Source organism: Spirillospora sp. CA-142024 (assembly GCF_050942325.1).
GTDB lineage: Bacteria > Actinomycetota > Actinomycetes > Streptosporangiales > Streptosporangiaceae > Spirillospora.
The window spans coordinates 5,632,574-5,655,707 of sequence record NZ_CP192077.1 but is presented as its reverse complement, the minus strand read 5'-3'; the positions used below and the strand labels follow the sequence as shown (position 1 = coordinate 5,655,707).

Below are 23,134 nucleotides of genomic sequence, written 5' to 3'. Positions count from 1 at the left end.
GGTCCTGCCGCCGTGTGCCCGGGCTTTGGCGGCGAGTGCCAAAGCTCGTGCGCAGCCTCGTGCTGACTCGCTCATTGACCTTCCTGACGGGCCATAGAAGCCTTGCGGTGGCGTCCGAGACCCCGCCCGCCGACCGGAGGAGCGTCATGCCCACGCTCGTTGAAACCTCTGCCCACCATGGTCGTGACCAGGCTGGATGAGGGGGCGCAGGCGCTGCCGGCGATCCAGGAGTGGATCGAGGCGCGGCTGCACGACCCGTCCCTCTGCCCGGCGGCGATCGCCGCGGCGCACCACATCTCCGTCCGCCAGCTGCACCGGGTGTTCCGGCCGACCGGGACGACCGTCGCCCGCTACATCCGCACCCGCCGCCTCGAACACTGCCGCCGGGAGCTCGGCGACCCCCTCCTCGGCGCGCAGCGGATCGGCGCGATCGCGAACCGGTGGGGCCTGCCCGACGCCGCCGCCTTCAGCCGGGCGTTCCGCGCCGCCTACGGGCAGACCCCCACCGCCTACCGCTCCCGTGCGGCCCGGCGCCCTCCGGTAACGGGGCGCCCTCCGGTAACGGGCCGACCTGGAAAAAGACTCGCGGTCGGGCCCACTGGTGTCGCATGATTCCGGCATGGTGGACACCTCTCTCTACGCGGCGTTCGTCGTCGCGGCCGTCGCTCTCTGCCTCACCCCCGGGCCCGACATGATGTTCATCGTCGCGATGGGCGGACGCGGCGGTCCCGGCACGGGGGTGATGGCCGCCGTGGGCGTCGCGACCGGCGCTCTCATCCACGCCGTCGCCGCGACGCTCGGGCTCTCCGCCCTGTTCACCGCCTTGCCCGCGCTGTACCACGTCCTGCGCTGGGCCGGTGCCGCCTACCTGCTGTATCTCGCGGTGAAGGCGTTCCGGGACCGCGGCGAGACCGGCGAGGGCACGGCCGTCGTCGGCCCGGGGCGGCTCCGCGCGTTCTGGCAGGGCGTCGTCACGAACCTGCTGAACCCGAAGGTGATCCTCTTCAACATCGCCTTCCTGCCGCAGTTCGTGGACCCCACCCTCGGGCACCCGATGATGCAGCTCCTCGTCCTCGGGATCACGCTCGTCCTCATCGGGCTCGCCGTGGACGCCTCCGTGGGCCTGCTCTCCGGCCGGCTCGCGAACCTGCTGCGGCGCAGCCGCCGGGTGGCGCGGGGCCTGAACCTCTTCAGCGGGACCGTCTTCACCGGGCTGGCGCTGCGGCTCATCGCCGTCCCCAAGTGACGCGCCCCGGGTTTGCCTGGTCCTCCGAAGGATGCCCCGGCCTCAGGCCGGAGAGGAGTTCGGACTCGGTCAGGGGCGGCCCGGCGCTGCCTGGACGTTCCAAGCGCCGGGTCACTGGCAGCGAAAGCCATTACGTGTACCGGACCGATGTGTAAGGTTTATGGTCATGCGGACTGCGTACAAGTGCCGGGCCTACCCCGACACCGAGCAGGAGGCCATCTTCGCCCGCACGTTCGGCTGCGTGCGCCTGGTCTGGAACAAGACCCTCGCCGAACGTCACCGCGCCTACCACACCGAGGGCAAGCGTACGTCCTACAAGGAGACCGACGCCGCGCTGACCGGGTGGAAGAAGACCCAACAGCTGGCGTTCTTGTCCGAGGTGTCGTCGGTGCCGCTGCAGCAGGCGCTGCGGCACCAGCACGCCGCGTTCGCCAACTTCTTCGCCGGACGCGCCCGCTACCCGCGCTTCAAGACCCGCAACTCCCGCCAGAGCGCGCACTACACCCGCTCGGCGTTCCGCATGAACGACGGCGACCTGTGGATGGCCAAGACCACCGCACCCCTGGACTTCGTGTGGTCCTTCGATGAGGTGGACCTGGCCGGGCTGAACCCGACGATGGTCGTGGTCTCGCGGGAGCCGGACGGCCGCTGGTATGTGACCTTCGCCGTCGACACCGACACCCCCGAGCCCGCCCCGGCCGCCGGGCACCAGATCGGCATCGACCTGGGGGTGAAGGACTTCGCGGTGACCTCCGACGGGGAGTCCATTCCCAACCCCCGCCACCTGGAGAAGAAGCAGCGCAATCTGGCCAGGTACCAGCGGCGCGTGGCCCGCAAGCAGCCCGGTTCGGTCAACCGCCGCAAGGCCAAGACCAAGGTCGCTCGCGCCTGCCGCAAGGTCCGCAACGCCCGCGCCGATTTCCTGCACCGCACCAGCACCAGTCTCGTCCGTCAAGCGGACGTGATCGTGATCGAGGACCTTGCGGTCGCCAACATGGTCCGCAACCGCAGCCTGGCCAAGGCGATCTCCGATTGCGGGTGGGGGGAGTTCCGCCGCCAGCTGGAGTACAAGGCCGAACGCGCCGGACGCACCCTGATCGTGATCGACCGCTGGTACCCCTCGTCCAAGACCTGCTCGGCCTGCGGGCACCTACTGGCGAAGTTGAGCCTTTCCACCCGGGCATGGACGTGTCCGGGTTGCCGCACCCGGCACGACCGGGATCACAACGCGGCCAAGAACATCCTTGCGGCTGGTCGAGCCGTAGCCGGGGGCATCCCCGGCGATGTCTGTGGAGCTGATGTCAGACGGCAAGGGTCCTCCCTTCCGCAGTCGGCTACGAAGCAGAAACACCCACGGCGCGAGCCGTAGGAATCCCTCCCAACAGGGAGGGGAGGAAGTCAAAGTTCAGATGACCCTGGGAAAAGGAGGCGGCTGTTGGCACCGTACGCGGCGTCCTCCCCGCCTCCCGCGTTCTGGGCCGCGCTCGACTCCGCGCAGCGGTCCGCCCTGCGCGCCGCCGCCCGTCCGAGGACGTTCCCGGTCAGGGCGCCCCTGGTGTACCAGGGCGACGAGTCCGATCATGTGATGATCATCGAGCGGGGCTGGGCCAAGGTGACCTCGTCCACCGAGGACGGTCACGACGTGGTGCTGGCCGTCCGCGGCCCCGGCGACCTGCTCGCCGAGAGCGCGGTGCTCGGCGGCCGGCCGCGGGCGGCGACCGTCACTGCGCTGTCGCCGATCCGCGCCCTGGTCGTGCCCGCGGCCCGCTTCACCGGTTTCCTGGACGCCCATCCGGCCGTGTGGATGCTCGTCACCGGAACGTTCGTCCAGCGCATGGACGATTCGGACCGGCGGCTGACGGCGCATGTCACGAGCCGGGGCCCGCAGCGCCTCGCGGCCCTCCTCGCCGACCTCGCGGAACGTTCGCTCCACCACGTCCCGCCCGCGGCGGACGGGTCGATCGAGATCGGGCCGCCGCTGTCCCAGGAGGAACTCGGGAGCTGGATGGACGCGTCCAGGGAGACCGTCGCCCGGGCCCTGAACGGCCTGCGCCGCGAGGGCCTGATCCGCACGGGCTGGCGCAAGATCACCGTCATCGACCTGCCCCGGCTCCGCGAGTTCGGCAAAGAGGCCGACTGACGGCCGTGCCCCGGGCGCCGTCCGGACGCTGGAACTTGTCAATGCCAAGATAGGATTCCGGCATGAGCGGCGACGGCTACCACCACGGGAACCTGCGGCACGTGATCATGGCGGCCGCCGTCGAGGCGATCGCGGAGTCGGGCACGGCGACCTGGAGCCTGCGCGAACTGGCGCGCCGCGCGGGGGTGTCGCACGCGGCGCCCGCCCACCACTTCGGCGACAAGACCGGCCTGCTCACGGCCGTCGCGGCGGAGGGCTACACCCTGTTCGCGGACGCTCTGGAAGCCGCGGGCGGCGGCCTGCACGACGTCGGTCTCGCCTACGTCCGGTTCGCCGCCGGCCACCGGGCGCATTTCGAGGTCATGTTCACCCCGGCGCTCTACCGCGCCGACGACCCCGACCTGAGCGCCGCCCGCGCACGTGCCGGCCGGGTCCTCGCCGAAGGGGTGCGCGGCGTCTCGCCGCGCCGCCCGGAGGACGACCGGACGGCCGCGATCGCCGCCTGGTCGATCGTGCACGGCTTCGCCCACCTGTGGCTGAGCGGCGCGCTGCCCCCCATCCTCGGCGACGATCCCGTGGCCGCGGCCGGTCCGGTCATCCATCTCCTCTTCGAGCGCTGATCTCTTTCCGGGCCCCGGCCGAAACGGCTTCCCGCTCTTCGGACCGAGTGTCGGAGGACCGCTCGGGGACGACGGCGAGGTCGGCCCGGAAGCGGCGGTTGAGGGCCGCGCGGACGCGGCCGGCGACCGTCCGGCCGCGCGGGCTCTCGACGCCGCCGACGGGCGGCGGAACGTCCAGATCGACGGCCGGCGCGGGACGCGAGTCGGTGATCGCGGCGATCGCCTCGTCCGGGAGCGGCCGCTCGACCTCGCTGTACCCGCCGCCCGGCGACCGGCGGATGATCCCGGTCTCCAGCCCGTGGTGGGCGAGGGCCAGATCGCGGCGCTGCAGGCCGACGCAGAGGCGGTAGGCGACCGCGTAGGCCAGCACCGGCCCGAGGATGATCGCGCCGCGGAAGAACCAGGTCGTCCAGAACAGCGGGACGTCGAACCGGTCGGCGAGCACGTCGTTGCCGCCGGCGAGCCAGAGCGTCCCGTAGAAGACGACGCCGCCCATGCCGATGCCGGTGCGGGCCGGGACGTCGCGCGGCCGGTCCAGCAGATGGTGGATCTGGTGGTCGCCCGTCACCCAGCGTTCCAGGAACGGGTAGACGGCGAGCCCGGTGAACAGCAGCCCCGGAACCACGAGCGCCGGCACGACCACGCTCATCGCGACGGTGTGGCCCCACGCGTTGATCTCCCAGGCGGGCATGATCCGCAGCGCGCCCTCCAGCCAGCCCATGTACCAGTCCGGCTGCGAACCGGAGCTGATCGCGCCCGGGTCGTAGGGCCCGAAGAGCCAGATCGGGTTGATCTGGACGAACGCGGCCAGCAGGGTCGTGACGCCCATCACCCACAGGAACAGCGACGTCGTCTTGGCGATGAACACGGGGAAGAACGGGTAGCCGCGGACGGTGGTGTTCGAGCTGCCCTTGCCGGGGAACTGGGTGTGCGTCTGCCGCCAGGTCAGCACGATGGCGTGCAGCGGGATCAGGGCCGCGAGCAGGCCCGGGATCAGCAGCACGTGGATGATGTACAGGCGCGGGATGATGTCGGTGCCCGGGTACTCCCCGCCGAACAGGAACATCACCGCGTAGGAGCCGACCAGCGGGATCGACGCGGTGACGCCCTCCAGGATGCGCAGGCCGGTGCCCGACAGCAGGTCGTCCGGCAGCGAGTAGCCGAAAAGCCCGTTCAGCATGACGAGCATGAACATGACGATCCCGATGAGCCAGTTCAGCTCGCGGGGCTTGCGGAACGCGCCGCTGAAGAAGTTGCGCAGCAGGTGCACGAGGATCGCGCCCATGAAGATGAGCGTCGCCCAGTGGTGGATCTGCCGGACGAGGAGCCCGCCCCGCACATCGAAGCTGATCTTGAGGGCGGAGGCGTACGCCTCGCTCATCTCCACGCCCCGCAGCTTGGTGTAGGAGCCGTTGTAGACGACCTCGTGCATGCTCGGCTTGAAGAACAGCGTGAGGTACACCCCGGTCAGCAGGATGATCACGAACGAGTACATCGCGATCTCGCCGACGAGGAAGCTCCACTGGTCCGGGAACGCCTTCTTCAGCGCCTTGCGGGCGAAACCGGTGGTGCCGAACCGCTCGTCCAGGGCCCGTGCCGTGCCGTCCACGGCCCTCGGGGGCGTCCGGGTGCCGGCCCGCGCCCCACCGGGCGTGCTCATCCCCGCCATCGTCAACATCCCTCCATCGCGCTCTGGGCATGCCGCGCTTCTGGGATTAAGACCGAACCAATGCGGACGGATGTGACATCGGCGCGGTGTGCACCGCGTCACACCGTGGATCCTCAGCGGGCGGACGCGGTGAGGCGGCTGCCGCGCTGGTAGCGGGGACGCCAGTGGGCCCGGTAGCAGAGCCGGATCGGCGGCGGGAGCAGCCGCAGGACCGCGCGGCCGGTGGCGGCGGGGGCACCGTCCAGCAGCCAGGGAAGGAAGACGCCGAGGCCGCGCAGGCCCAGTTCACGGCGCAACTCCACGTCGAAGGTGCCCCATTCGAACGGGGTGAGCGTCTCCTGGATGAGCGGCAGGACGTTCGACTCCTTGAAGTCCAGGAGGGCGTCGACGGACGCGCGCAGATCCCGCGTGTACTGCGCGAACGCGGAGCGGTCGTGGTGCTCCAGCGCCGCGTCCACGCCGTCCATGAGGGGGACGACCTTCACCGCCTGCAGGGCCATCGCGTCGAGGACTACTCCGACCCGTCCTGGCGCACCGGCGTCCTTGGCGTACATGACCGTCCACAAGGCGGCCTTCTCCGCGTGGTCCTGGAGGCGCCAGTGGCCGGTGAACAGGGACCAACTGTTCGCGGTCGCCGCACCGTCGAGGCCCGAGCCGGTCCGTCCCGCCGCCTCCAGCCCGGCGGCGTCGCGGCGGAACGCGTCGTACGCGGCGTACAACATCGTCAGGTCGAACCGTCTCGCCACGCTGTCCATGCCGCCTCCGATTCCCTCCGCGCCGCTACAGAGGAAGATGCGTCGGACACCCCCGAATGTGACGCCATGCGGGGCCTGACTTGTGTGATCTGCCCCACGGAAGGCGGGATATGCGGGCCGGCCGGGCGCGTCGTCAGCCGCGCGCGGCGAGACGCTCACGCTGGGGAACGACGGTGTACTTGGGGTCCTTCGCCGACTGCATGCCGGCGTGGAAGACGCCGAAACGCGTGCAGGCCGAGCCCGCCAAGAGCGCCGCCCCGCTGAGCGCCGCCGCCGTGCGGCTCCGCCCGCCGAGCAGGGCGCCCCCGGCGGCGCCCGCGGCCGACAGGATCTCGCCCGCGCGCATGAGCCGGCCGGCCTTCCCCACCTTGTACGGCTCGGCGGCGAGCCCGGCTCGATGTTCCATCAGCCTGGCCGCGGCGACCTCCAGGGCCGTCCCCGCGATCGCGGCCGTCCGCATCGGACCGGTCTCGCGGACGGGCGACGCGACCAGCGCCATTCCGGACGCGGCCGCCGTCCCCGAACCCACGAACAGGAACGGCAGTTCCCGGTGCACCTCGTGCCAGGCGGGCACCGCAGTGTCGGCGACGAGCACGGCGGTGTAGGCGGCGACGCCGGGGCCGAGCGCCGCGGCGACCGCGGTGGCGGCCCGGCCGAGGCGCGGGAAAAGCCCGGTCACGTCCAGCACCGCGGCGGCGCCCGCCGCCGGACCGTAGGCGGCCAGCGTCCAGGAGCCCATGCTCATCGGCGACGTCGGCTTCATGACGCGCAGCATGTTGAAGAACCGCGCGGGCCGTCCGAGATCGTGGATCAGCGCGGCGGTGGACCCGCCGAGGGCGAGCAGCGAGGAGACCTTCAGCGCCCGCGCGGCGGCGGGACGTCCGGTCAGCTGCGCGCCGGCCGCCAGCACCGAGCCCGCGCCGGCCAGGCCGCCGAGGAAGAGGTACGCGGCGACGTCGCGTGCCTTCCAGACGGGCGGGTTCAGGACGGGCTTGCCGTAGTAGGAGGTGAACTCCGCCTCCGGCACCATCGCCTTCTCGCCGCGCCGTCCGCCCCGCCGCCCCTCACGGCGACGCAGCCCTTTGCCCACCTGGGCCTCGCGGCCGGGACGCGCACCCCGCACGCCTTCCTTGCCGACATCGGACGTGCTCACCGTCAGGCCCCCTCACGGCCGTGCGCGGCGAAGACGGCGGCGAGCCCGCCGAGGAGCGCGGCGGCGGCCACGCCCGCGTGCTTCCACATGGACGGCAGCTCGCGTGTGGTGACGACCGGGTCCGGTGGCAGCCCGTACACCTCCGGCTCGTCCAGCAGCAGGAAGAACGCGCCGTCGCCGCCGACGCCGTCGTCAGGGTCGTGCCCGTAGAGGCGCGCGTCCTCCACGCCGAGATCGTGGAGCTGGTCGACGCGCATCGCGGCCCGCTCGCGCAGCTCGTCCAAGGGCCCGTACTGGATGGAGTCGGTCGGGCACGCCTTCGCGCACGCGGGCTCCTGGCCCGCGCCGAGCCGGTCGTAGCACATCGTGCATTTCCACACGCGGCCGTCGCCCTTGCGCTGGTCGATGACCCCGTACGGGCAGGCGGGCACGCAGTAGCCGCAGCCGTTGCAGATGTCCTCCTGGACGACGACCGTGCCGAACTCGGTGCGGAACAGCGCACCGGTGGGGCAGACGTCCAGGCAGGCCGCGTGGGTGCAGTGCTTGCACACGTCGGACGCCATCAGCCAGCGGAGATCGGTGTCACCGGGCGCGTCACCGTGGTCGGCGCCGGACTCGGCGTTCCCCATGGGCTTGTCCTGCTCGATGAACGCGACATGCCGCCAGGTGTCGGCGCCGAGCCCCTGCGTGTTGTCGTAGGACATCCCGGTGAACTCCAGGCCGTCCTCAGGAATCGCGTTCCACTCCTTGCAGGCCACCTCGCACGCCTTGCAGCCGATGCACACGGACGTGTCGGTGAAGAAGCCCATGCGGGGAGGGGCGTCGGGATAACCCGCGTCGCCGGCGACGTCGGGTTCGGCTCCGGCGAGCAGGTTCCGTCCGACCAAACTGCCCATTCCAGGACCTCCCCTCCGCGGCGCCAGCCCCTTGCCGACTTCCCGGAGAGGCGCCTCCTACACACGTTCAGCAGGTTCGACGGGCCGTTGACGGTGGTTTCGGCGGCTGTATAGCTTCTGGGGATGACGGTCGAACGCGCCGGTTACGCGGGTCCGCTGGACGAGACGCTCGGCCTGCTGGTGACAGAGGCGTCCGACCGGGAGGTCGTGGCCGAGCTGAAGGTCACCGACGGGCTCATGCAGGGGTACGGGATCGTCCACGGCGGCGTCTACTGCGCGATCACCGAGACCGTGTGCAGCGTCGGAGCTGCGCTGACGGTCGGGCTGGAGAACCAGGTCGTCGGCGTCAGCAACCACACCCGGTTCATCCGGGCCGTGCGCGGCGGCCGGCTGGTGGCCCGCGCCCGCCCGGTCGACTGCGTGGACGACCACGTGACCTGGCAGTCGACGATCACCGACGAGAAGGGCCGCGTCGTCGCCGAGGGAACGGTCAACCTGCTGAGACTGTCCCCGAAAATCTGATCGGGTCGTTCTCGGGCGGCGACGCCGTCAGGTGTTCATCGCCTTCCACTGGCGGTCGGCGATGGGGCGCCAGGTGTCGTGGCGCTCATGGAAGAGGGCGAACGCCTGCGAGCCGCTCCAGTCGTCCGGCAGCAGCTCCGCCGGGAGGGCCGGGTCGAGGAACGGGAACCGGCGCCATTCCTGGACCAGCCTGGTGTGCGCGGCGAACGTTCCGGGATCGTCGGCGGGACGCAGCGCGCGGACGGCGTCGAGGAAGTCCTCGTAGGCGAGCTCGATCTCGTCCAGGTCCCATGCCTGCCGGGCCACCCTCCGCGCCTCGGACAGGTCGCCGAGCCGCCCGACGAACAGGGTGGAGGTGTCGGCGACGCCGATCTCGGCGAGGACCTCCCGGACCTCCGGCTCGCGCTCGGGGTGGGGGCTGACCCACACGCCGGGGGAGAGGTTGCCGAGGCCGCTCCAGGCGAGCCGCGTGCGCAGCAGGTGGCGGAGCCGGCGGCTGGTCTCCGGGACGGTGGCGAGGACCATGAGCCACTGCCCGTCCCATTCGCCGACCGGGCCGCCGAAGCCGTAGATCCGTTCGGTGCCGTCGGTGAGGAGCCGCTCGCCGGACGGGGTGAGCCGCCAGGCGGCGCGCCGGCCGTGCCGTTCCCCGGCGAGCCAGCCTTCGCCGCCGCTGCGGGCGAGCGCCTGCCGGACGGCCTTCTCCTCGACGCCGAGCAGCCCGAGCGCGCGCAGGAACGTCGCCGTCCACACCGGTTCGCCCGCGGGGAGGACGAACTCGCCGAGCACGGTCAGCAGCAGCGACCGCGCGCTCGCCGCGCCGAGTTCGCGGCGGCGCCGGAACCTCGGCTCGGGGTGCGCCGCGTCGTCGCCGGTTCGGGCCATGTGCTCCTCCTTCTGGGCCCTTCTGGGGCGCGACCGTCCATGGAAGCCTGTCCAGTATCGCGCGAGTCCGGACGGGTTCCGTGCGGGTTTCCCGCGTGAACGTCCATCATTCCACAAGTCTATTGACTAGCGTTTCGTCTCTGTAGAGCATTAGTGGCACGGTTCCCGGCGAGGGGAGACCCCGATGACCGCTGAAACGGCGACCGCCCCGGTCCCGCCCGACACGTTCAACGCTTCCGAGTACCTGCTCCAGACCGCGTTCCGGCCGGACACCGCCGGCCGGACGGCGCTGACGGGCCCGGGCGGCGATCTCGGCTACGGCGAGCTCGCCGAGCTCGCCGGGCACATCGCCGCCGGGCTCGGGCGGTGGGGCCTGCGCGCCGAGGAACGGGTCGTCCTGTTCATGGCCGACGGCCCGCTCATGGCCGCCGCGATCCTCGGGGCGATGCGGCTCGGCGCCGTCCCTGTCCCGGTGTCGACGATGCTGACGGGCGCCGAGCTGGCCGCCCTGCTGAACGACGCGCGCGCCAGGGTCCTGCTGGTCAGCGACCGGTTCGCGGTCGCCGCCGAGTCGGCCGTCGCGCACGCCCCCGGCGTCCGGCGCGTGGCGGTGGAGGGCGAGGTGACGCTCCGGGCTCCCGCGGGCGTGCAGGTGAGCCCGTTCGAGGATCTGGTCCACGAGGGGCGGGCGCACGGCGGTGAGCTGACCGAGCCCTACATGACCTCGGACGACTCCAGCGCGTTGTGGCTCTACACCTCGGGGACGACGGGCAAGCCGAAAGGCGCGATGCACCGGCACGCCAACATCCGGCATGTCGTGGAGACCTACGGGCGCCAGGTCCTCGGGATCACCCCCGAGGACCGCTGCTACTCGGTCGCCAAGCTGTTCTTCGCCTACGGGATCGGCAACTCGCTGTTCTTCCCCCTCGCCGCCGGTGCGACGACGATCCTGGACCCCGACCGCCCGACGCCCGCGTCGGTGGCCGAGCGGCTGGCCGAGTACCGCCCGACGCTGTTCTTCGCCGTTCCCACCTTCTATGCCGCGATCCTGAACGCCGACGTCCCGGTGGAGGCGTTCGCGTCCGTCCGGCTGGCGGTGTCGGCGGGCGAGCCGCTGCCGGCCGAGCTGTGCCGCCGCTTCACCGAGAAGTACGGCGTGGAGATCATCGACGGGATCGGCTCGACGGAGTGCCTGCACATCTTCCTGTCGAACCGTCCGGGGCAGGTCCGCCCGGGGACGACGGGCACCGCCGTGCCCGGCTACGAGCTGCGGGTCGTGGACGCCGACGGGACCGAGGTCGAGCCGGGAACGCCGGGCTCGCTGCTCGTGAAGGGCGAGTCGATCGCGACGGGCTACTGGTGCCGCACCGAGACGACCCGGAAGGTCTTCCAGGGGGAGTGGCTGCGCACCGGCGACACCTACGTGGTGGACGAGGACGGCTACTACACCTGCCTCGGCCGGACGGGCGACATGCTCAAGGCCGGCGGCATCTGGGTGTCGCCCGCGGAGGTGGAGGGGCGGCTCCTCGAGCATCCGGCGGTGTCGATGGTCGCCGTCGTCGGGCTTCCGGACGCCGACGGCCTCGACAAGCCGATCGCCTGCGTCGTCCTCAAGGAGGGCGCGTCGGCGGAGCCCGCTGAGCTGATCGAGTTCTGCCGGGCGGGGCTCGCGTCGTTCAAGCGTCCCCGCGAGGTGCTGATCGTGGACAAGCTGCCCACGACGCCGACCGGCAAGCTGCGCCGCTTCGCCGTCCGCGAGATGGCCGCGACCAGGCTCGCCGCACCCTGAAACCGTCCCGGGGCCGCCCCCGCCCGGGGCGGCGCCGGGGATTGAAATGCTACAAACTCTTGACGTGTTGAACGAAACTTGTGGAACATAGTGGAGACGACACCGGCGGAAGGACATCTCATGAGCACCGCCCCGCACGTGGAGTTCCGGGTGGACCCGTCCGGCTACCGGCACTGGAGCCTGGACGTCGACGGCCCGGTCGCCACCCTCACGATGGCGGTGGACGAACAGGGCGGGCTGGTCCCCGGCTACGAGCTGAAGCTCAACTCCTACGACCTCGGCGTGGACATCGAGCTGTACGACGCCGTCCAGCGGCTCCGGTTCGAGCATCCCGGGGTCCGCACCGTGGTGATCACCAGCGGCAAGGACAAGATCTTCTGCGCGGGCGCCAACATCCGGATGCTCGCCGCGTCGCCGCACGCCTGGAAGGTCAACTTCTGCAAGTTCACCAACGAGACCCGCAACGGCATCGAGGACGCGACCGCGAACTCCGGCCAGACCTACCTGGCGGCGGTCAACGGCACCGCGTCCGGCGGCGGGTACGAGCTGGCCCTCGCCTGCGAGCACATCATGCTCGTGGACGACCGCTCCTCGGCGGTGTCGCTGCCGGAGCTGCCGCTGCTCGGCGTGCTGCCCGGGACCGGCGGACTGACCCGGGTGTCGGACAAGCGGCACGTCCGGCGTGACCGCGCCGACTACTTCTCCACCAAGGCCGAGGGGCTCGGCGGCAAGAAGGCCGTCGCGTGGCGCCTGGTGGACGAGGCCGTCCCGCGCACCGCGTGGGACACGACGGTCGCCGAGCGCGCGAGGGAGCTGGTGGCCCGCTCGTCCCGTCCGGACGATGCCGAGGGCATCGCGCTCACGCGGCTCGGCAAGGAGCGCACCGACACCTCCATCGCCTACCGGCACGTGTCGGCGAAGCTGGACCGTGACGCCGGCGCCGTGGAGATCACGATCGCGGGCCCGGACGCGCCCCCCGGGGACCTGCACAGCGAAGGTTTCTGGACGCTCGCCATGACCCGCGAGCTGGACGACCTGATCCTCGACCTGCGCACCAACGAGCTGGAACTCGGCACCTGGGTCTTCCGCACGACCGGGACGGCGGAGCACGTCCTCGCGCATGACCGGCTGCTGCTCGACAACGCCGGCGACTGGCTCGCCAACGAGATCGTGCACTACCTCAAGCGGACCTTGAAGCGCCTGGACGTCACCAGCCGCAGCATCATCGCGCTGATCGAGCCGGGCAGCTGCTTCGCCGGTTCGCTCCTGGAGGTCGCGCTGGCCGCCGACCGCACCTACCACCTCGAGGGCGTCTTCGAGGACGTCGATCCGGACGCCGTCCCCGCCACGATCACCGTGGACGCGATGAACCTCGGCCCGCTGCCGATGAGCAACGGCCTCACCCGGCTGGGCACCCGGTACCTCGGCGACGACGACGCCCTGACCGCCGTCCGCGACGCGGCCGGCAAGCCCCTGGAGGCCGGTGACGCCGAGCGCCTCGGCCTGGTCACGTTCGCGCCCGACGACATCGACTGGGACGAGGAGGTCCGCATCGCGATCGAGGAACGGGCGAGCTTCAGCCCGGACGCCCTCACCGGGCTGGAGGCCAACTACCGCTTCCCCGGCCCGGAGACCCTGGAGACCAAGATCTTCGGCCGGCTGACCGCCTGGCAGAACTGGATCTTCACCCGTCCGAACGCGTCCGGCCCCGACGGCGCCCTCCGCCGCTACGGCACCGGGCAGCGCGCCGACTTCGACCGAAAGCGAGTCTGACCGATGGCGACCACCGCCGACTACACCGAGAAGATCCCGAACAACGTCGACCTGCACGAGGACCGGCGGCTGCAGCGCGCCCTGGAGTCGTGGCAGCCGAACTTCCTGTCGTGGTGGGAGTCGATGGGCCCGTCCCTGCCCACGCAGGAGGTGTACCTGCGCACGGCCGTGAACGTCGGCCGCGAGGGCTGGGCGCACTTCGGGCACGTCGCCATGAAGGACTACCGGTGGGGCATCTTCCTGGCCGAACGCGACGGCGACCGCCGCATCGGCTTCGGCGCCCACAAGGGCGAGCCCGCCTGGCAGAAGGTCCCGGGCGAGTACCGCGCCGACCTGCAGCGCCTCATCGTCATCCAGGGCGACACCGAGCCCGCGTCCGTCGAGCAGCAGCGCAACCTGGGGGCGACCGCGCCCAGCCTTTACGACCTGCGCAACCTGTTCCAGGTGAACGTCGAAGAGGGACGCCACCTCTGGGCGATGGTCTACCTCCTGCACGCCTACTTCGGACGTGAGGGGCGCGAGGAGGCCGAAGAGCTGCTGCACCGCAACTCCGGGAGCGAGGAGTCGCCCCGCATCCTCGGCGCCTTCAACGAGGAGACGCCCGACTGGCTCTCCTTCTTCATGTTCACCTACTTCACCGACCGGGACGGCAAGTACCAGCTCGGCACGCTGAAGGAGTCCGGCTTCGACCCGCTGTCCCGGACCTGCGAGTTCATGCTCAAGGAAGAGGCCCACCACATGATGGTGGGCACGACGGGCATCGACCGGGTCGTCGAGCGGACCGTCGAGCTCATGAAGGAGCACGACACCGACGACGTCACGCCGCACGGCGCGATCTCCCTGGACGTCATCCAGAAGTACCTGAACTTCCACTACTCCGTCTCGCTCGACCTGTTCGGCTCCGAGACGTCCAGCAACGTGGCCAACTACTACACGGCCGGGCTCAAGGGACGGTGGATGGAGGGCCGCCGCAAGGACGACCACCGCCTCACCGACGACGCGATCATGGTGGACGCCTTCCTCGACGGCGCCATCGCCCAGACCGAGGTGGCCGCGCTCACCGGCCTGAACACCGACCTGCGCCGCGAGTACATCTCCGACTGCCAGAGCGGCGTCAACCGGTGGAACCGGATCCTGTCCGAGGCGGGCCTCCCGCAGCGGCTCTACCTCCCCAGCGTCGCCTTCAACCGCAAGGTCGGCGCGTTCGCCGGCATCGAGGCGGGCCCGGACGGCGAGCTGCTCGACGCCGGTGAATGGGAGCGCCGCAAGGGCGCCTGGCTTCCGACGGAGGTCGACAAGACCCACGTCCGGTCGCTGATGAAGCCGGTGCACGAGCGCGGCAGGATCGCCGGCTGGATCGCGCCGCCCCGCAACGGGATCAACGGGCAGCCGTTCGACTACGAGTACGTGCGGCTCTGATCAGGAGACCCGTACCGGGAGGGTCTTCCAGGCCCGCAGCGTGTTGTTGTGATGGCGCACCGGGGTGCCGGCGAGTTCGACGCGCCGGACGCGCCGGGCCAGCGCGGTCAGGAGCGCCTCGGACTCCAGGCGCGCCACGTGCTGGCCGACGCACTGGTGGACGCCCATGCCGAAGCCGACGTGGCCGGACGGGTCGCGGGACAGGTCGAACGCGTCGGGTTCGTCCCAGCGGCGGGGGTCGCGGTTGGCGCCGCCGAGGAACATGAGGATCTTCCGGCCGTCCGGGATCACGGTCCCGGCGATCTCCCGGTCGCCGACGGCGGTGCGGAAGAACGTCTGGACGGGCGACTGCCACCGGACGGCCTCGTCGAACGCCGTCCGGGCCATGGCCGGGTTCCGCCGAAGCCGCAGCCATTGGTCCGGGTTGACGGCGAAGGCGTAGAGGACGGCGGCGAGGCCGTGGACGGTGGTGTCGACGCCCGCCGAGAGCAGGGACCGGACGACGAGCGGCGCCTGCTCGTGCGTGATGTCGCCCCGGTCGGCCGCCGCCCAGATCTGCGCGCCGAACCCGTCCGGTGCAAGCCGGTCGCGGGCACATTGGGCGTTGACCCAGCCCGAGAGCTCGGCCACGCGCGGCTGTCCCTTCTCCACGAGGTCGTTCACCGGCCCGAACGCGTTGAACAGGTGGTCGCCGTAGGGGAGGAGGTTCTCGCGGCGGTCCGTCCCGAGACCGACGGCGTCCGGGAACACGCGAAGCGGGAACGCCTCGGCGAGACGCGCCACGGCGTCGAACTCGGTGTCTCGGAGGACCTCGTCGACGAGTGCCTCGGCATCTGCGAACCACGCCTCCCGCAGCTTCCGCAGAGCCCGTGGGCCGAGGACCTTGGAGAGGACGGCCCTGGGCGCGTCATGCCGGGGCGGGTCCGCCTCCAGAAGCAGGCTCGGCGGGCGCCACGGCTTCTCGTGGCGGAAATTGCTGAGCCCGACACCGGCGGCCGACTGGAATCCCTGCCAGTCGGTGAGCGCCTGGTGCACATGCTCGTACCGGGCCAGCGCGAACACGTCGTACCTGGTCAAGTAGCTGACGGGTCCGGCGTCGCGGAGTCGCCCGTGGAGGGGGAGCGGGTCTTCGAGTGCCTCGTGGCCGAACGGGTCGGCGTCGATGGCGGGCGGAGCCTGGACGGTGGTCATCCCGGGTGTCCCTTCAGAGGTCCAGCACGAGCCGGTCGGAACGGGAGCGCGACACGCAGACGAACATGCAGTCGCCCGCCTCCCGTTCGCCGTCGTCGAGGATCGAGTCGCGATGGTCGGGTTCGCCTGCGAGGACGGAGGTCTCGCACGTCCCGCACAGGCCCTGCCTGCAGGACGACAGGACGCCGACGCCGACGCCGGCGCCGCCGACCGCGTCCAGCACGGACTGCCCCGGCCGGACGGTCAGGGACACGCCGGAGCGCTCCAGCCGAAGCTCGAACGGCTCGTCCCGGACGGCCCCGAAGTCCCTGGCGACGAAGCGTTCGGTGCGCAGCAGCCCCTGCGGCCAGGCCGAGCAGCGGGTCTCGACCGCTTCGAGCAGCGGAGCGGGACCGCAGCAGTACACCTTGGTTCCGGAGTCGGCCCCATCGAGCCAGGCCGGCAGATCGAGAAGCCCCTCTTCGTCCTGCGGGACGACGGTGACGTTGTCCCCGTATGCCTCCAGTTCGTCCAGGAAGGCCATCGACGTGCGCGAACGGCCGCCGTAGAGGAGCCGCCATTCGGTCCCGAGCATCTCGGCCTGGCGCACCATGGGCAGCAACGGCGTGATCCCGATGCCGCCCGCGATGAACAGGTACCGCTCGGACGGGACGAGCCGGAAGTTGTTGCGCGGTCCGCCGATCGAGACCCGGTCGCCCTCCCGCAGCTCGTCGTGCACGAAGGCCGACCCGCCGCGCCCTTCCCGCTCCCGCAGCACGCCGACCCGGTAGGTGCGGGCGTCCCAGCGGTCACCGCACAGCGAGTACTGCCGCGTCATCCCGTTCGGCAGCACGAGGTCGATGTGCGCGCCGGGCGTCCAGTCGGGAAGACGCCGCCCGTCGGGATGATCGAGCGTCAGCGTCACCACACCGTCGGCCATCGGGGTCTTGGCCGCCACGCGCAGTTCGACAGCGGCGTCCGCCATGGTCACTCCTCACAAGTTCAAGGGGCTGACCACGACGATCGCCGCCGCGTGCGCCGGCGACCACGGCTTTCTCATTCAATGAGAGACGAAAGCGGAGACGGTCACAGGCCGCCCAGGGAGCGTGACACGCCCCGGGCGGCGGCCTTCAACGCGGGCACCTGGGCGCGGGCGTTCCCGTCATTCGGGACGACGACCGACAACGCGGCGATGACCTTCCTGCCCGGCCCGCGGACCGGAACGGCGATCCCCGTGGCGCGTTCGTCGATGAAACCCGGGCAGAACGCGACGCCGCTTCGCCGCACATCCGCCACGAGGGCGCGCAGCCGACGCGGGTCCACGACGGTTCCGGCCGTGTAGGCGACCGGTTCACCGGCCACGACGTCGTCCAGCAGTTCGGGCGAGGCGTGCGCGAGGAGCACGAGCCCGCTGGACGAGGCGTGCAGGGGCAGCCGTCCCGCGACCCGCGTCACGTTGATCACGGAGTTCGGCATCGAGAGCCGCTCGACGAACAGCACCTCCCGCCCGTCGAGCACCCCGAGCTGGGTGTGGTGGCCGATGACGGCGTGCAGGTCCTCCATGAACGGCATCGCCGCCTCGCGCAGCCCCAGCGTCGGCGCGGCCCGGGACGCCAGCTCCCACAGCCGCATCCCGACCCGCACCCGCCCCTGCTCGTCCCGCGCCAGCAGCCCGTGCCCGACGAGCTCCGCGACGAGCCGCGACGCCGTCGCCACATGCAGCCCCGTCCGCCGCGCGATCTCCGAGACCGACAGCGCCGGATGGTCCGGATCGAACGCCTCGAAGATCGACACGGCCCGCGTCAGTACGGAGTCCCGCGTCATCCCTCCATTCTCGCGGGCCGCGGAAAACGAGGCGCGGTCACGAGTGCCGCCGCGAGACAATGACCGTCTTCGTGATCAGGCGGTACCGGCTGGTCGCGGAGGCGATCGATTCACGGAGGAACCCTTGGCCGAGCCCATGCAAGCCGCGCCCGAGCCCACCGGGCTGAGCGACCGGATGAAGGCGTACGAGCAGGCGACCCGCACCGTCCTGCCGCGCCGTACGTACACCATCTGCCGCGTCGACGGCCGCGCCTTCCACACCTTCCTCCGCCACGCCGACCGCCCGTTCGACGACACGGTGATGGCCGCGATGGACTCCGTCGCCGAAGCGCTCTGCGGGGAGATGTCCGGCGCGGTGTTCGCCTTCACGCAGTCCGACGAGTGCTCGGTGCTGCTGACCGACTTCGCCGGCTCGGGAACGGAGCCGTGGTTCGGCGGCGTGGTCCAGAAGATGGTGTCGATCGCCTCATCGATGGCCACCGTCGCGTTCAACCGGGCCTACGAGGCCGACCAGGGGGCGACGTTCGACGCCCGCGTGTTCACCGTCCCGAGCCCGGTCGAGGTCGCGAACTACTTCCTGTGGCGGCAGCGCGACGCCGTGCGCAACTCGATCTCGATGGCCGCGCAGGCGCACTTCTCCCACAAACGGCTCCACCGGGTGAGCACCGACCAGATGCAGGACCTGCTGTGGCGCGAGGCCGGGATCAACTGGAACGACTACCCGGCGGGCTGCAAGCGGGGCCGGGCCACGGTCCGCCGCGTGGGGGAGCGGCCGGTGTCGTACACCGACCGCCGGACCGGGCGGCAGGTGACGACCACGGCGGTCCGGTCGTGGTGGGAGACCGGCGGCGCCCCCCACTTCACCGCGAACCGGGACGGCTGGCTCGCCGAGACGATCCCGCCGCTCCCAGCCCTGACCGGCGGGGAGGACCCCGAAAGCGACCGGTGACAGCCGCTCACGCTAGCGGAGGGCATCGACGAAGCGCTGCGCCTCGTCCCACTGCATCCCCGTCTCGGCACGCACGAGCGCGATCGCGGACTCGTGGTCGCCGGCCGCCTTGAAGGCACGGACCCGGTCCGACAGCACCGGGCCCGGCTGCGGGGGTATCCGCCCCTCCCGGACGGCGTCGACGTAGTCCTTGGAGGCCCTCAACCCGAGGCCGGTGTCCTTGCGGACCAGCTTCGCCGCGTCCTTCCACCTGCCGTCGGCGATCAGCGCCCGCGCCTTGGCCTGCACCTCGGGCGGCACCACCCGGCCGAACGCCTCCCCCTTGAGACCGTCCACATACTCCTTGGCCTCCTTGAGACCGGCCCCGGTGGCCTCCCGGACCAGCTTGATGGCGGGAATGTACTGGCCCCGCGAGACCAGATCGATGACCCGCTCCCGAGCCTCGGGCAGCACGTACGGGACGGACGACTTCACCAGTTCTCTCCTCAGCGCTGCGACCACACGGCAGGCGTCCGATTCTCCCATTTCCGGAGGAGGCCGCCACCCCGCACGCCCGCCTCGACGGGCTCCGCGCTCAGGACGTCGACCACCGACGGCCCGGCCGCCGGCACCACCTCGATCATGAAGAACGGCAGGGGGCGAATCCGGGAGCGCGGGCGTGGCCGTTAACGGCCTCGTCCCGACGACCCTTATCGGAATCGGCACGTCTCATACTCGAACGGTGAGTCTTTCCAAACTCGCCGCCGCGACATTGATCTTCTCAGTCGCGGCGGGCATTACGGGGTGCGGGGGTTCCTCCGGTGGCAAGGGCGGAAAGGGGCCGTCGGCGAACCCGGCACCGCTGGGCTCGGCGCTCCAGCAGTCGCCGCAGGCGCCAGGCCGGCAGGGCCAGCCAGGGCAGGGGCAGCCGCCGCCCGTTGGCCCGTCGGCCCAGGCCTGGCAGACTCCCCGGGTCTCCTCCGGAAGCGGCGCGTCCCTCGAAAACGAGACCCCCAACAACGTTTGCCGGGCGGTCTGGGCGCCCTATCCCGTGCGGATCGAGAGGTTCGCGATCAACAAGACGGGAGGACCCGATCCTCGGCCATATCCAAACCTCGAGTCCGAAAATCAAGCGGCGCGGGCGGGGGCGAAGTTCGCCGGGTTGAGTTACCAGCCCGTCTCCGACTGTCCGGGTTCGAAAGAGCTCGGCACACGGGGGGCTCAGAAGCCCTGCGCGGCCGACACGGTGATATCCCTCGCCGAACCGTGCGGAATAATTCCGTATTTCACTGAAGTCGACCCACAGCCCGCCAGGCCCGCGAAATACACATTCAACATCACCTGGTACCTCTCCAAACTGTGCACCGACGCGACGACGGGGCCGTGCCGGAGCCTCCAGGGAGCTCAGCCGGGTCCAGGACGTCCGGTACGGGCGACCTGGCAGTCGACGACGATCGTCACGGCGTGCGTGGTCTGGGTCGACGCGCCGGGGCTCGAAGCCGGAGGTGAGGGCGAGGTTGCCCAGTGCTGACGACAGATCCGACCGGCTGGCGAGGGCTCGCCGGAGAGCCGAGCGGCGGCGGACGGACGAGGAGCCTCCCGCCGCCGATCCCGCTCAGGACTGGACGCAGCGGCTGACGGCGCTCAGCACGTTCGGGCCGCCGACGACGATCATCGCGGGCGTCCTGATCTGGTACGGCTATGTCGCCACCCTGCAGCGCTTCCGGTATTTCGGCGTCGATCTGCAGCTCACCGACCTGGCCAACCAGGACCTGCTGAAGCTCGGTGTGGAGGTCGCGTATCCGGCGGCGGTGCTGCTCCTGCTGGTCCTGCTGGTCGCGCTGGGCACGCACGCGTTGATCAGCGGCGTGGTGCTGCCCGCCCGGCCGAGGCTGGTTCCGCGGATCGCCGCGGCCACCGCGCTGGTGGGGCTGGTATTGCTTGTGAGAGCGTTGATCGGGCTTCTCTCAACGCAGGTCGCGAGGAATGAGACACCAGGTGTCACGCCTTTGTCTCTGACCATGTCCGTACCGTTGCTGGTGTACGCCTTCTGGCTGGCACGCCACGGCGGGGAAGGCGGATGGCGGGACCGGCCCGTCATGGACGCCCTCGAACGCGGCGGGCGGCTGGTGTCCATCGGAGTCGTCGTGATGGGCCTGTTCTGGGCCGCCAACAGCCTGGCCGGTGAGGTCGGTATCGCCCGCGCGTACGACGACGCCAAGAATTTGCACAAGCGCCCCGAGGTCGTCCTTTACTCGAAGGAGCCTTTGCATGACGTCCCGCCGGAGACGATGTACGCCGACTTCGGCGCGAACGTCCCGTTCCGGTATCGCTACCGCAACTTGCGCCTTCTGCTCGCCTCGGGCGGACGACTCTTCCTTGTACCCTTGACGTGGAAACCCCACGATTCCACGGCCCGCATCTCGACCTTCGTCGTTCCCTATGACGGAAACATCAGGCTGCAGTTGATTCCGCAGAGGAACCGCTAGTGACCAACGCTGTTGCTGGAGAAACGACCCCGGGACGACCCGACGACCGCGCCGCGTCCGCCCTGCGCTTTGCAACGGAACTCATCGCGTGGGTGGCCACTCCCTGGGCCTTGGCCGGCCACTCATGGCTGCTCGCCGTCCTGTCCGTGGTGGTCCTGATCGGCCTGCCGACGGTCCTGTCCCCCCGGGGGATAAGGCCAACGTGATCATCGCGGTGCCGGGCTGGGCCACGATACTGCTGGTGCTGCTCCAACTCGCAGCGGCCGTGATCTCCTCGTGGCTTGCCTGGCCCGCCTGGGCAGCGGGTCCCGTGACCGTGTTGGCCGCCGCAGCCGTCGTCACCGAGCGCCGGCGCTGGCGGTGGCTTCTCTCCACCGGCCACCTCGCCGGCTGAAGCGCTCATCAGCCGACCGAAGCGCTCAGCCTCACCTCACGCCCGGACGCTATTCTGATGTGGCACCCCGAAGGCGGATCTTGCCGTCCGCCGCCATGTCCTATCCAGCGCGGAACGAGGCAGGCATGCAAGGTCTGGGTGTCACCGAGGCGGTCATCGTCATCATGTTCGTCATCGTGCTGTCGATGGCCTTCACCGCCCTGCGCCGCCGGCGCAAGCGGACCGCCTCGCGGCGCCGCGCTCGGGGGACGCACTCCTCCTGAACCTCGGGCCCGAAAGACCGCAGGTAGAAGGGGCGGCTATCGGGCGAGGTGGCGGGAGATGACGAGGCGTTGGATCTGGTTGGTGCCTTCGAAGATCTGCATGACCTTGGCTTCGCGCATGAAGCGCTCCACCGGGAAGTCGCGGGTGTAGCCGGCGCCGCCGAGGACCTGGACGGCGTCGGTCGTCACCTTCATGGCGTTGTCGGTGGCGATCAGTTTCGCGATGGACGCCTCGCGGCCGTAGGGGCGGTCCGCGTCCTTCAGGCGGGCGGCGGAGAGGTAGGTGGCGCGGGCGGACTCCACGGCGGCGGCCATGTCGGCTAGGACGAAGGCCAGGCCCTGGTGGTCGATGATCGGCCTGCCGAACGCCTCGCGCTCCTTGGCGTAGGCGACGGCGGTGTCGAGAGCGCCCTGGGAGAGGCCGGTGGCGACGGCGGCGATGCCGAGGCGGCCGGCGTCGAGGCCGGCGAGGGCGATGGAGAGGCCCTGGCCCTCGGAGCCGATCAGGTTGCCGGCGGGGACGCGCGCGTCCACGAACCGGACGGTCGCGGTGGTGGAGCCCATCAGGCCCATCTTGTCCTCGGGCTCGTCGAACTCCAGGCCGGGGGTGCCGGCGGGGACGTGGAAGCAGGAGATGCCTCGTGCGCCGTCGTCAGAGGTGCGGGCCATCACCGTGTAGAAGTCGGCCTTGCCGCCGTGGGTCGTCCACGCCTTGGCGCCGTTGAGGACATAGGAGTCGCCGTCGCGGACGGCCTTGGCGCGCATCGCGGCGGGGTCGGAGCCCGCGTGCGCCTCCGACAGGCAGTACGCGCCCAGCTGTTCGCCGGAGAGCATGTCCGGGAGCCATCGGGCCCGTTGTTCGTCGTTGCCGTAGGCGAAGAGGGGGAAGCACGAGAGCGAGTGGACGCTGACGCCCACGCCGACGCTCGCCCAGACCGCACCGATCTCCTCCAGGACCTGCAGGTAGATCTCGTACGGCTGGTCGCCGCCGCCGAACTTCTCCGGGTAGGGGAGGGTCAGCAGGCCAGCCCGGCCCAGCGTCGTGAACGCCTCGCGCGGGAACGTGCCGGTGCGCTCGGCGTCGGCGACGCGCGGCGCCAGCTCCTTGGCCGCGATCTCGCGGGTGAGCGCGATCAGGTCCTCGGACTCGGGGGTCGGCAGGTGCCGGGTGGCGGGCATGGGCGGACTCCTTTCGGCAG

General features: G+C 71.0%; 23 protein-coding genes. 13 read left to right on the top strand and 10 right to left on the bottom strand.

The annotated features are described in order from the left end of the window. Positions 1–183 precede the first annotated feature (183 nt). The 5 genes from ACQPZP_RS27085 (at position 184) to ACQPZP_RS27065 (ending at position 4,006) form a co-directional block, all read left to right on the top strand. Positions 184–612, top strand: a complete 429-nt coding sequence (locus ACQPZP_RS27085; protein WP_433472539.1) for a helix-turn-helix domain-containing protein — start codon at positions 184–186, stop codon at positions 610–612. Between the two features lie 7 nt (positions 613–619). Then, entirely contained in the window at positions 620–1,246 is a 627-nt protein-coding gene (locus ACQPZP_RS27080; protein WP_433472538.1) for a LysE family translocator, read from the top strand. Between the two features lie 166 nt (positions 1,247–1,412). Next, complete coding sequence (locus ACQPZP_RS27075; RefSeq protein ID WP_433472537.1) at positions 1,413–2,615, top strand: RNA-guided endonuclease InsQ/TnpB family protein; 1,203 nt, start codon at positions 1,413–1,415, stop codon at positions 2,613–2,615. A 66-nt stretch (positions 2,616–2,681) separates the two neighbouring features. Then, on the top strand, positions 2,682–3,386 hold the full coding sequence (locus tag ACQPZP_RS27070; protein ID WP_433462146.1) for a Crp/Fnr family transcriptional regulator: 705 nt from the start codon (positions 2,682–2,684) through the stop codon (positions 3,384–3,386). 62 nt (positions 3,387–3,448) lie between these two features. After that, positions 3,449–4,006: a TetR/AcrR family transcriptional regulator gene (locus ACQPZP_RS27065; protein WP_433472536.1), complete on the top strand. Its 558-nt coding sequence runs from the start codon at positions 3,449–3,451 to the stop codon at positions 4,004–4,006. On the opposite strand, the gene qcrB is transcribed toward ACQPZP_RS27065, so the two are convergent. From qcrB to ACQPZP_RS27045, 4 genes are all read right to left on the bottom strand, one after another. Next, positions 3,981–5,666, bottom strand: a complete 1,686-nt coding sequence (gene qcrB / locus ACQPZP_RS27060; RefSeq protein ID WP_433472535.1) for a cytochrome bc1 complex cytochrome b subunit — start codon at positions 5,664–5,666, stop codon at positions 3,981–3,983. The genes ACQPZP_RS27065 and qcrB overlap by 26 nt on opposite strands. A gap of 122 nt (positions 5,667–5,788) precedes the next feature. After that, complete coding sequence (locus ACQPZP_RS27055) at positions 5,789–6,430, bottom strand: hypothetical protein (protein WP_433472534.1); 642 nt, start codon at positions 6,428–6,430, stop codon at positions 5,789–5,791. A 133-nt stretch (positions 6,431–6,563) separates the two neighbouring features. Beyond that, positions 6,564–7,583 (bottom strand): NrfD/PsrC family molybdoenzyme membrane anchor subunit, encoded by a 1,020-nt coding sequence (gene nrfD / locus ACQPZP_RS27050; RefSeq protein WP_433472533.1) that lies wholly within the window; start codon positions 7,581–7,583, stop codon positions 6,564–6,566. 2 nt (positions 7,584–7,585) lie between these two features. Further along, positions 7,586–8,392, bottom strand: coding sequence for a 4Fe-4S dicluster domain-containing protein (locus tag ACQPZP_RS27045; protein WP_433479681.1), 807 nt, complete (start codon positions 8,390–8,392; stop codon positions 7,586–7,588). Between the two features lie 210 nt (positions 8,393–8,602). Here ACQPZP_RS27045 and ACQPZP_RS27040 point away from each other — a divergent pair, with 210 nt between their 5' ends. Beyond that, entirely contained in the window at positions 8,603–9,001 is a 399-nt protein-coding gene (locus tag ACQPZP_RS27040; protein WP_433472532.1) for a PaaI family thioesterase, read from the top strand. A gap of 27 nt (positions 9,002–9,028) precedes the next feature. On the opposite strand, the gene ACQPZP_RS27035 is transcribed toward ACQPZP_RS27040, so the two are convergent. Further along, complete coding sequence (locus ACQPZP_RS27035) at positions 9,029–9,886, bottom strand: PaaX family transcriptional regulator (RefSeq protein ID WP_433472531.1); 858 nt, start codon at positions 9,884–9,886, stop codon at positions 9,029–9,031. Between the two features lie 184 nt (positions 9,887–10,070). Here ACQPZP_RS27035 and ACQPZP_RS27030 point away from each other — a divergent pair, with 184 nt between their 5' ends. From ACQPZP_RS27030 to boxB, 3 genes are all read left to right on the top strand, one after another. Next, entirely contained in the window at positions 10,071–11,675 is a 1,605-nt protein-coding gene (locus tag ACQPZP_RS27030; protein WP_433472530.1) for a benzoate-CoA ligase family protein, read from the top strand. A 120-nt stretch (positions 11,676–11,795) separates the two neighbouring features. Then, positions 11,796–13,448 carry a 2,3-epoxybenzoyl-CoA dihydrolase gene (gene boxC, locus ACQPZP_RS27025; protein WP_433472529.1) on the top strand — a complete coding sequence of 551 codons (1,653 nt, stop codon included), beginning with the start codon at positions 11,796–11,798 and terminating at the stop codon, positions 13,446–13,448. 3 nt (positions 13,449–13,451) lie between these two features. Then, positions 13,452–14,867: a benzoyl-CoA 2,3-epoxidase subunit BoxB gene (gene boxB / locus ACQPZP_RS27020; RefSeq protein WP_433472528.1), complete on the top strand. Its 1,416-nt coding sequence runs from the start codon at positions 13,452–13,454 to the stop codon at positions 14,865–14,867. Here the strand turns inward: boxB and ACQPZP_RS27015 are convergent, their stop codons facing one another. The 3 genes from ACQPZP_RS27015 to ACQPZP_RS27005 form a co-directional block, all read right to left on the bottom strand. After that, complete coding sequence (locus ACQPZP_RS27015; RefSeq protein ID WP_433472527.1) at positions 14,868–16,058, bottom strand: cytochrome P450; 1,191 nt, start codon at positions 16,056–16,058, stop codon at positions 14,868–14,870. 13 nt (positions 16,059–16,071) lie between these two features. Further along, positions 16,072–17,022 carry a PDR/VanB family oxidoreductase gene (locus tag ACQPZP_RS27010; RefSeq protein WP_433472526.1) on the bottom strand — a complete coding sequence of 317 codons (951 nt, stop codon included), beginning with the start codon at positions 17,020–17,022 and terminating at the stop codon, positions 16,072–16,074. Positions 17,023–17,123: 101 nt separating this feature from the next. Beyond that, positions 17,124–17,861 carry an IclR family transcriptional regulator gene (locus tag ACQPZP_RS27005; protein WP_433472525.1) on the bottom strand — a complete coding sequence of 246 codons (738 nt, stop codon included), beginning with the start codon at positions 17,859–17,861 and terminating at the stop codon, positions 17,124–17,126. A gap of 124 nt (positions 17,862–17,985) precedes the next feature. Here ACQPZP_RS27005 and ACQPZP_RS27000 point away from each other — a divergent pair, with 124 nt between their 5' ends. Further along, positions 17,986–18,810 (top strand): tRNA(His) guanylyltransferase Thg1 family protein, encoded by an 825-nt coding sequence (locus tag ACQPZP_RS27000; protein WP_433472524.1) that lies wholly within the window; start codon positions 17,986–17,988, stop codon positions 18,808–18,810. A 12-nt stretch (positions 18,811–18,822) separates the two neighbouring features. Here the strand turns inward: ACQPZP_RS27000 and ACQPZP_RS26995 are convergent, their stop codons facing one another. Further along, entirely contained in the window at positions 18,823–19,284 is a 462-nt protein-coding gene (locus ACQPZP_RS26995; protein ID WP_433472523.1) for a ribosomal protein L7/L12, read from the bottom strand. A 1,022-nt stretch (positions 19,285–20,306) separates the two neighbouring features. On the opposite strand from ACQPZP_RS26995, the gene ACQPZP_RS26990 reads away from it, so the two are divergent. From ACQPZP_RS26990 to ACQPZP_RS26980, 3 genes are all read left to right on the top strand, one after another. Beyond that, positions 20,307–21,278: a hypothetical protein gene (locus tag ACQPZP_RS26990; RefSeq protein ID WP_433472522.1), complete on the top strand. Its 972-nt coding sequence runs from the start codon at positions 20,307–20,309 to the stop codon at positions 21,276–21,278. Between the two features lie 202 nt (positions 21,279–21,480). Further along, positions 21,481–21,672, top strand: a complete 192-nt coding sequence (locus ACQPZP_RS26985) for a hypothetical protein (RefSeq protein WP_433472521.1) — start codon at positions 21,481–21,483, stop codon at positions 21,670–21,672. A 125-nt stretch (positions 21,673–21,797) separates the two neighbouring features. After that, positions 21,798–21,935, top strand: a complete 138-nt coding sequence (locus tag ACQPZP_RS26980; protein WP_433472520.1) for a hypothetical protein — start codon at positions 21,798–21,800, stop codon at positions 21,933–21,935. Positions 21,936–21,971: 36 nt separating this feature from the next. Here the strand turns inward: ACQPZP_RS26980 and ACQPZP_RS26975 are convergent, their stop codons facing one another. Further along, positions 21,972–23,114, bottom strand: coding sequence for an acyl-CoA dehydrogenase family protein (locus tag ACQPZP_RS26975; protein ID WP_433472519.1), 1,143 nt, complete (start codon positions 23,112–23,114; stop codon positions 21,972–21,974). Positions 23,115–23,134: the final 20 nt, after the last annotated feature.

Coding starts and splice junctions, on each gene's coding strand:
- ACQPZP_RS27010 (WP_433472526.1), bottom strand. CDS start 17,022: ATGGCGGACGCCGCTGTCGAACTGCGCGTGGCGGCCAAGACCCCGATG.
- ACQPZP_RS26975 (WP_433472519.1), bottom strand. CDS start 23,114: ATGCCCGCCACCCGGCACCTGCCGACCCCCGAGTCCGAGGACCTGATC.
- boxB (WP_433472528.1), top strand. CDS start 13,452: ATGGCGACCACCGCCGACTACACCGAGAAGATCCCGAACAACGTCGAC.
- ACQPZP_RS27040 (WP_433472532.1), top strand. CDS start 8,603: ATGACGGTCGAACGCGCCGGTTACGCGGGTCCGCTGGACGAGACGCTC.
- ACQPZP_RS27080 (WP_433472538.1), top strand. CDS start 620: ATGGTGGACACCTCTCTCTACGCGGCGTTCGTCGTCGCGGCCGTCGCT.
- ACQPZP_RS27030 (WP_433472530.1), top strand. CDS start 10,071: ATGACCGCTGAAACGGCGACCGCCCCGGTCCCGCCCGACACGTTCAAC.
- ACQPZP_RS27065 (WP_433472536.1), top strand. CDS start 3,449: ATGAGCGGCGACGGCTACCACCACGGGAACCTGCGGCACGTGATCATG.
- ACQPZP_RS26980 (WP_433472520.1), top strand. CDS start 21,798: ATGCAAGGTCTGGGTGTCACCGAGGCGGTCATCGTCATCATGTTCGTC.
- ACQPZP_RS27015 (WP_433472527.1), bottom strand. CDS start 16,058: ATGACCACCGTCCAGGCTCCGCCCGCCATCGACGCCGACCCGTTCGGC.
- qcrB (WP_433472535.1), bottom strand. CDS start 5,666: ATGAGCACGCCCGGTGGGGCGCGGGCCGGCACCCGGACGCCCCCGAGG.
- ACQPZP_RS27005 (WP_433472525.1), bottom strand. CDS start 17,861: ATGACGCGGGACTCCGTACTGACGCGGGCCGTGTCGATCTTCGAGGCG.
- ACQPZP_RS27055 (WP_433472534.1), bottom strand. CDS start 6,430: ATGGACAGCGTGGCGAGACGGTTCGACCTGACGATGTTGTACGCCGCG.
- ACQPZP_RS27075 (WP_433472537.1), top strand. CDS start 1,413: ATGCGGACTGCGTACAAGTGCCGGGCCTACCCCGACACCGAGCAGGAG.
- ACQPZP_RS27045 (WP_433479681.1), bottom strand. CDS start 8,392: ATGGGCTTCTTCACCGACACGTCCGTGTGCATCGGCTGCAAGGCGTGC.
- ACQPZP_RS27035 (WP_433472531.1), bottom strand. CDS start 9,886: ATGGCCCGAACCGGCGACGACGCGGCGCACCCCGAGCCGAGGTTCCGG.
- boxC (WP_433472529.1), top strand. CDS start 11,796: ATGAGCACCGCCCCGCACGTGGAGTTCCGGGTGGACCCGTCCGGCTAC.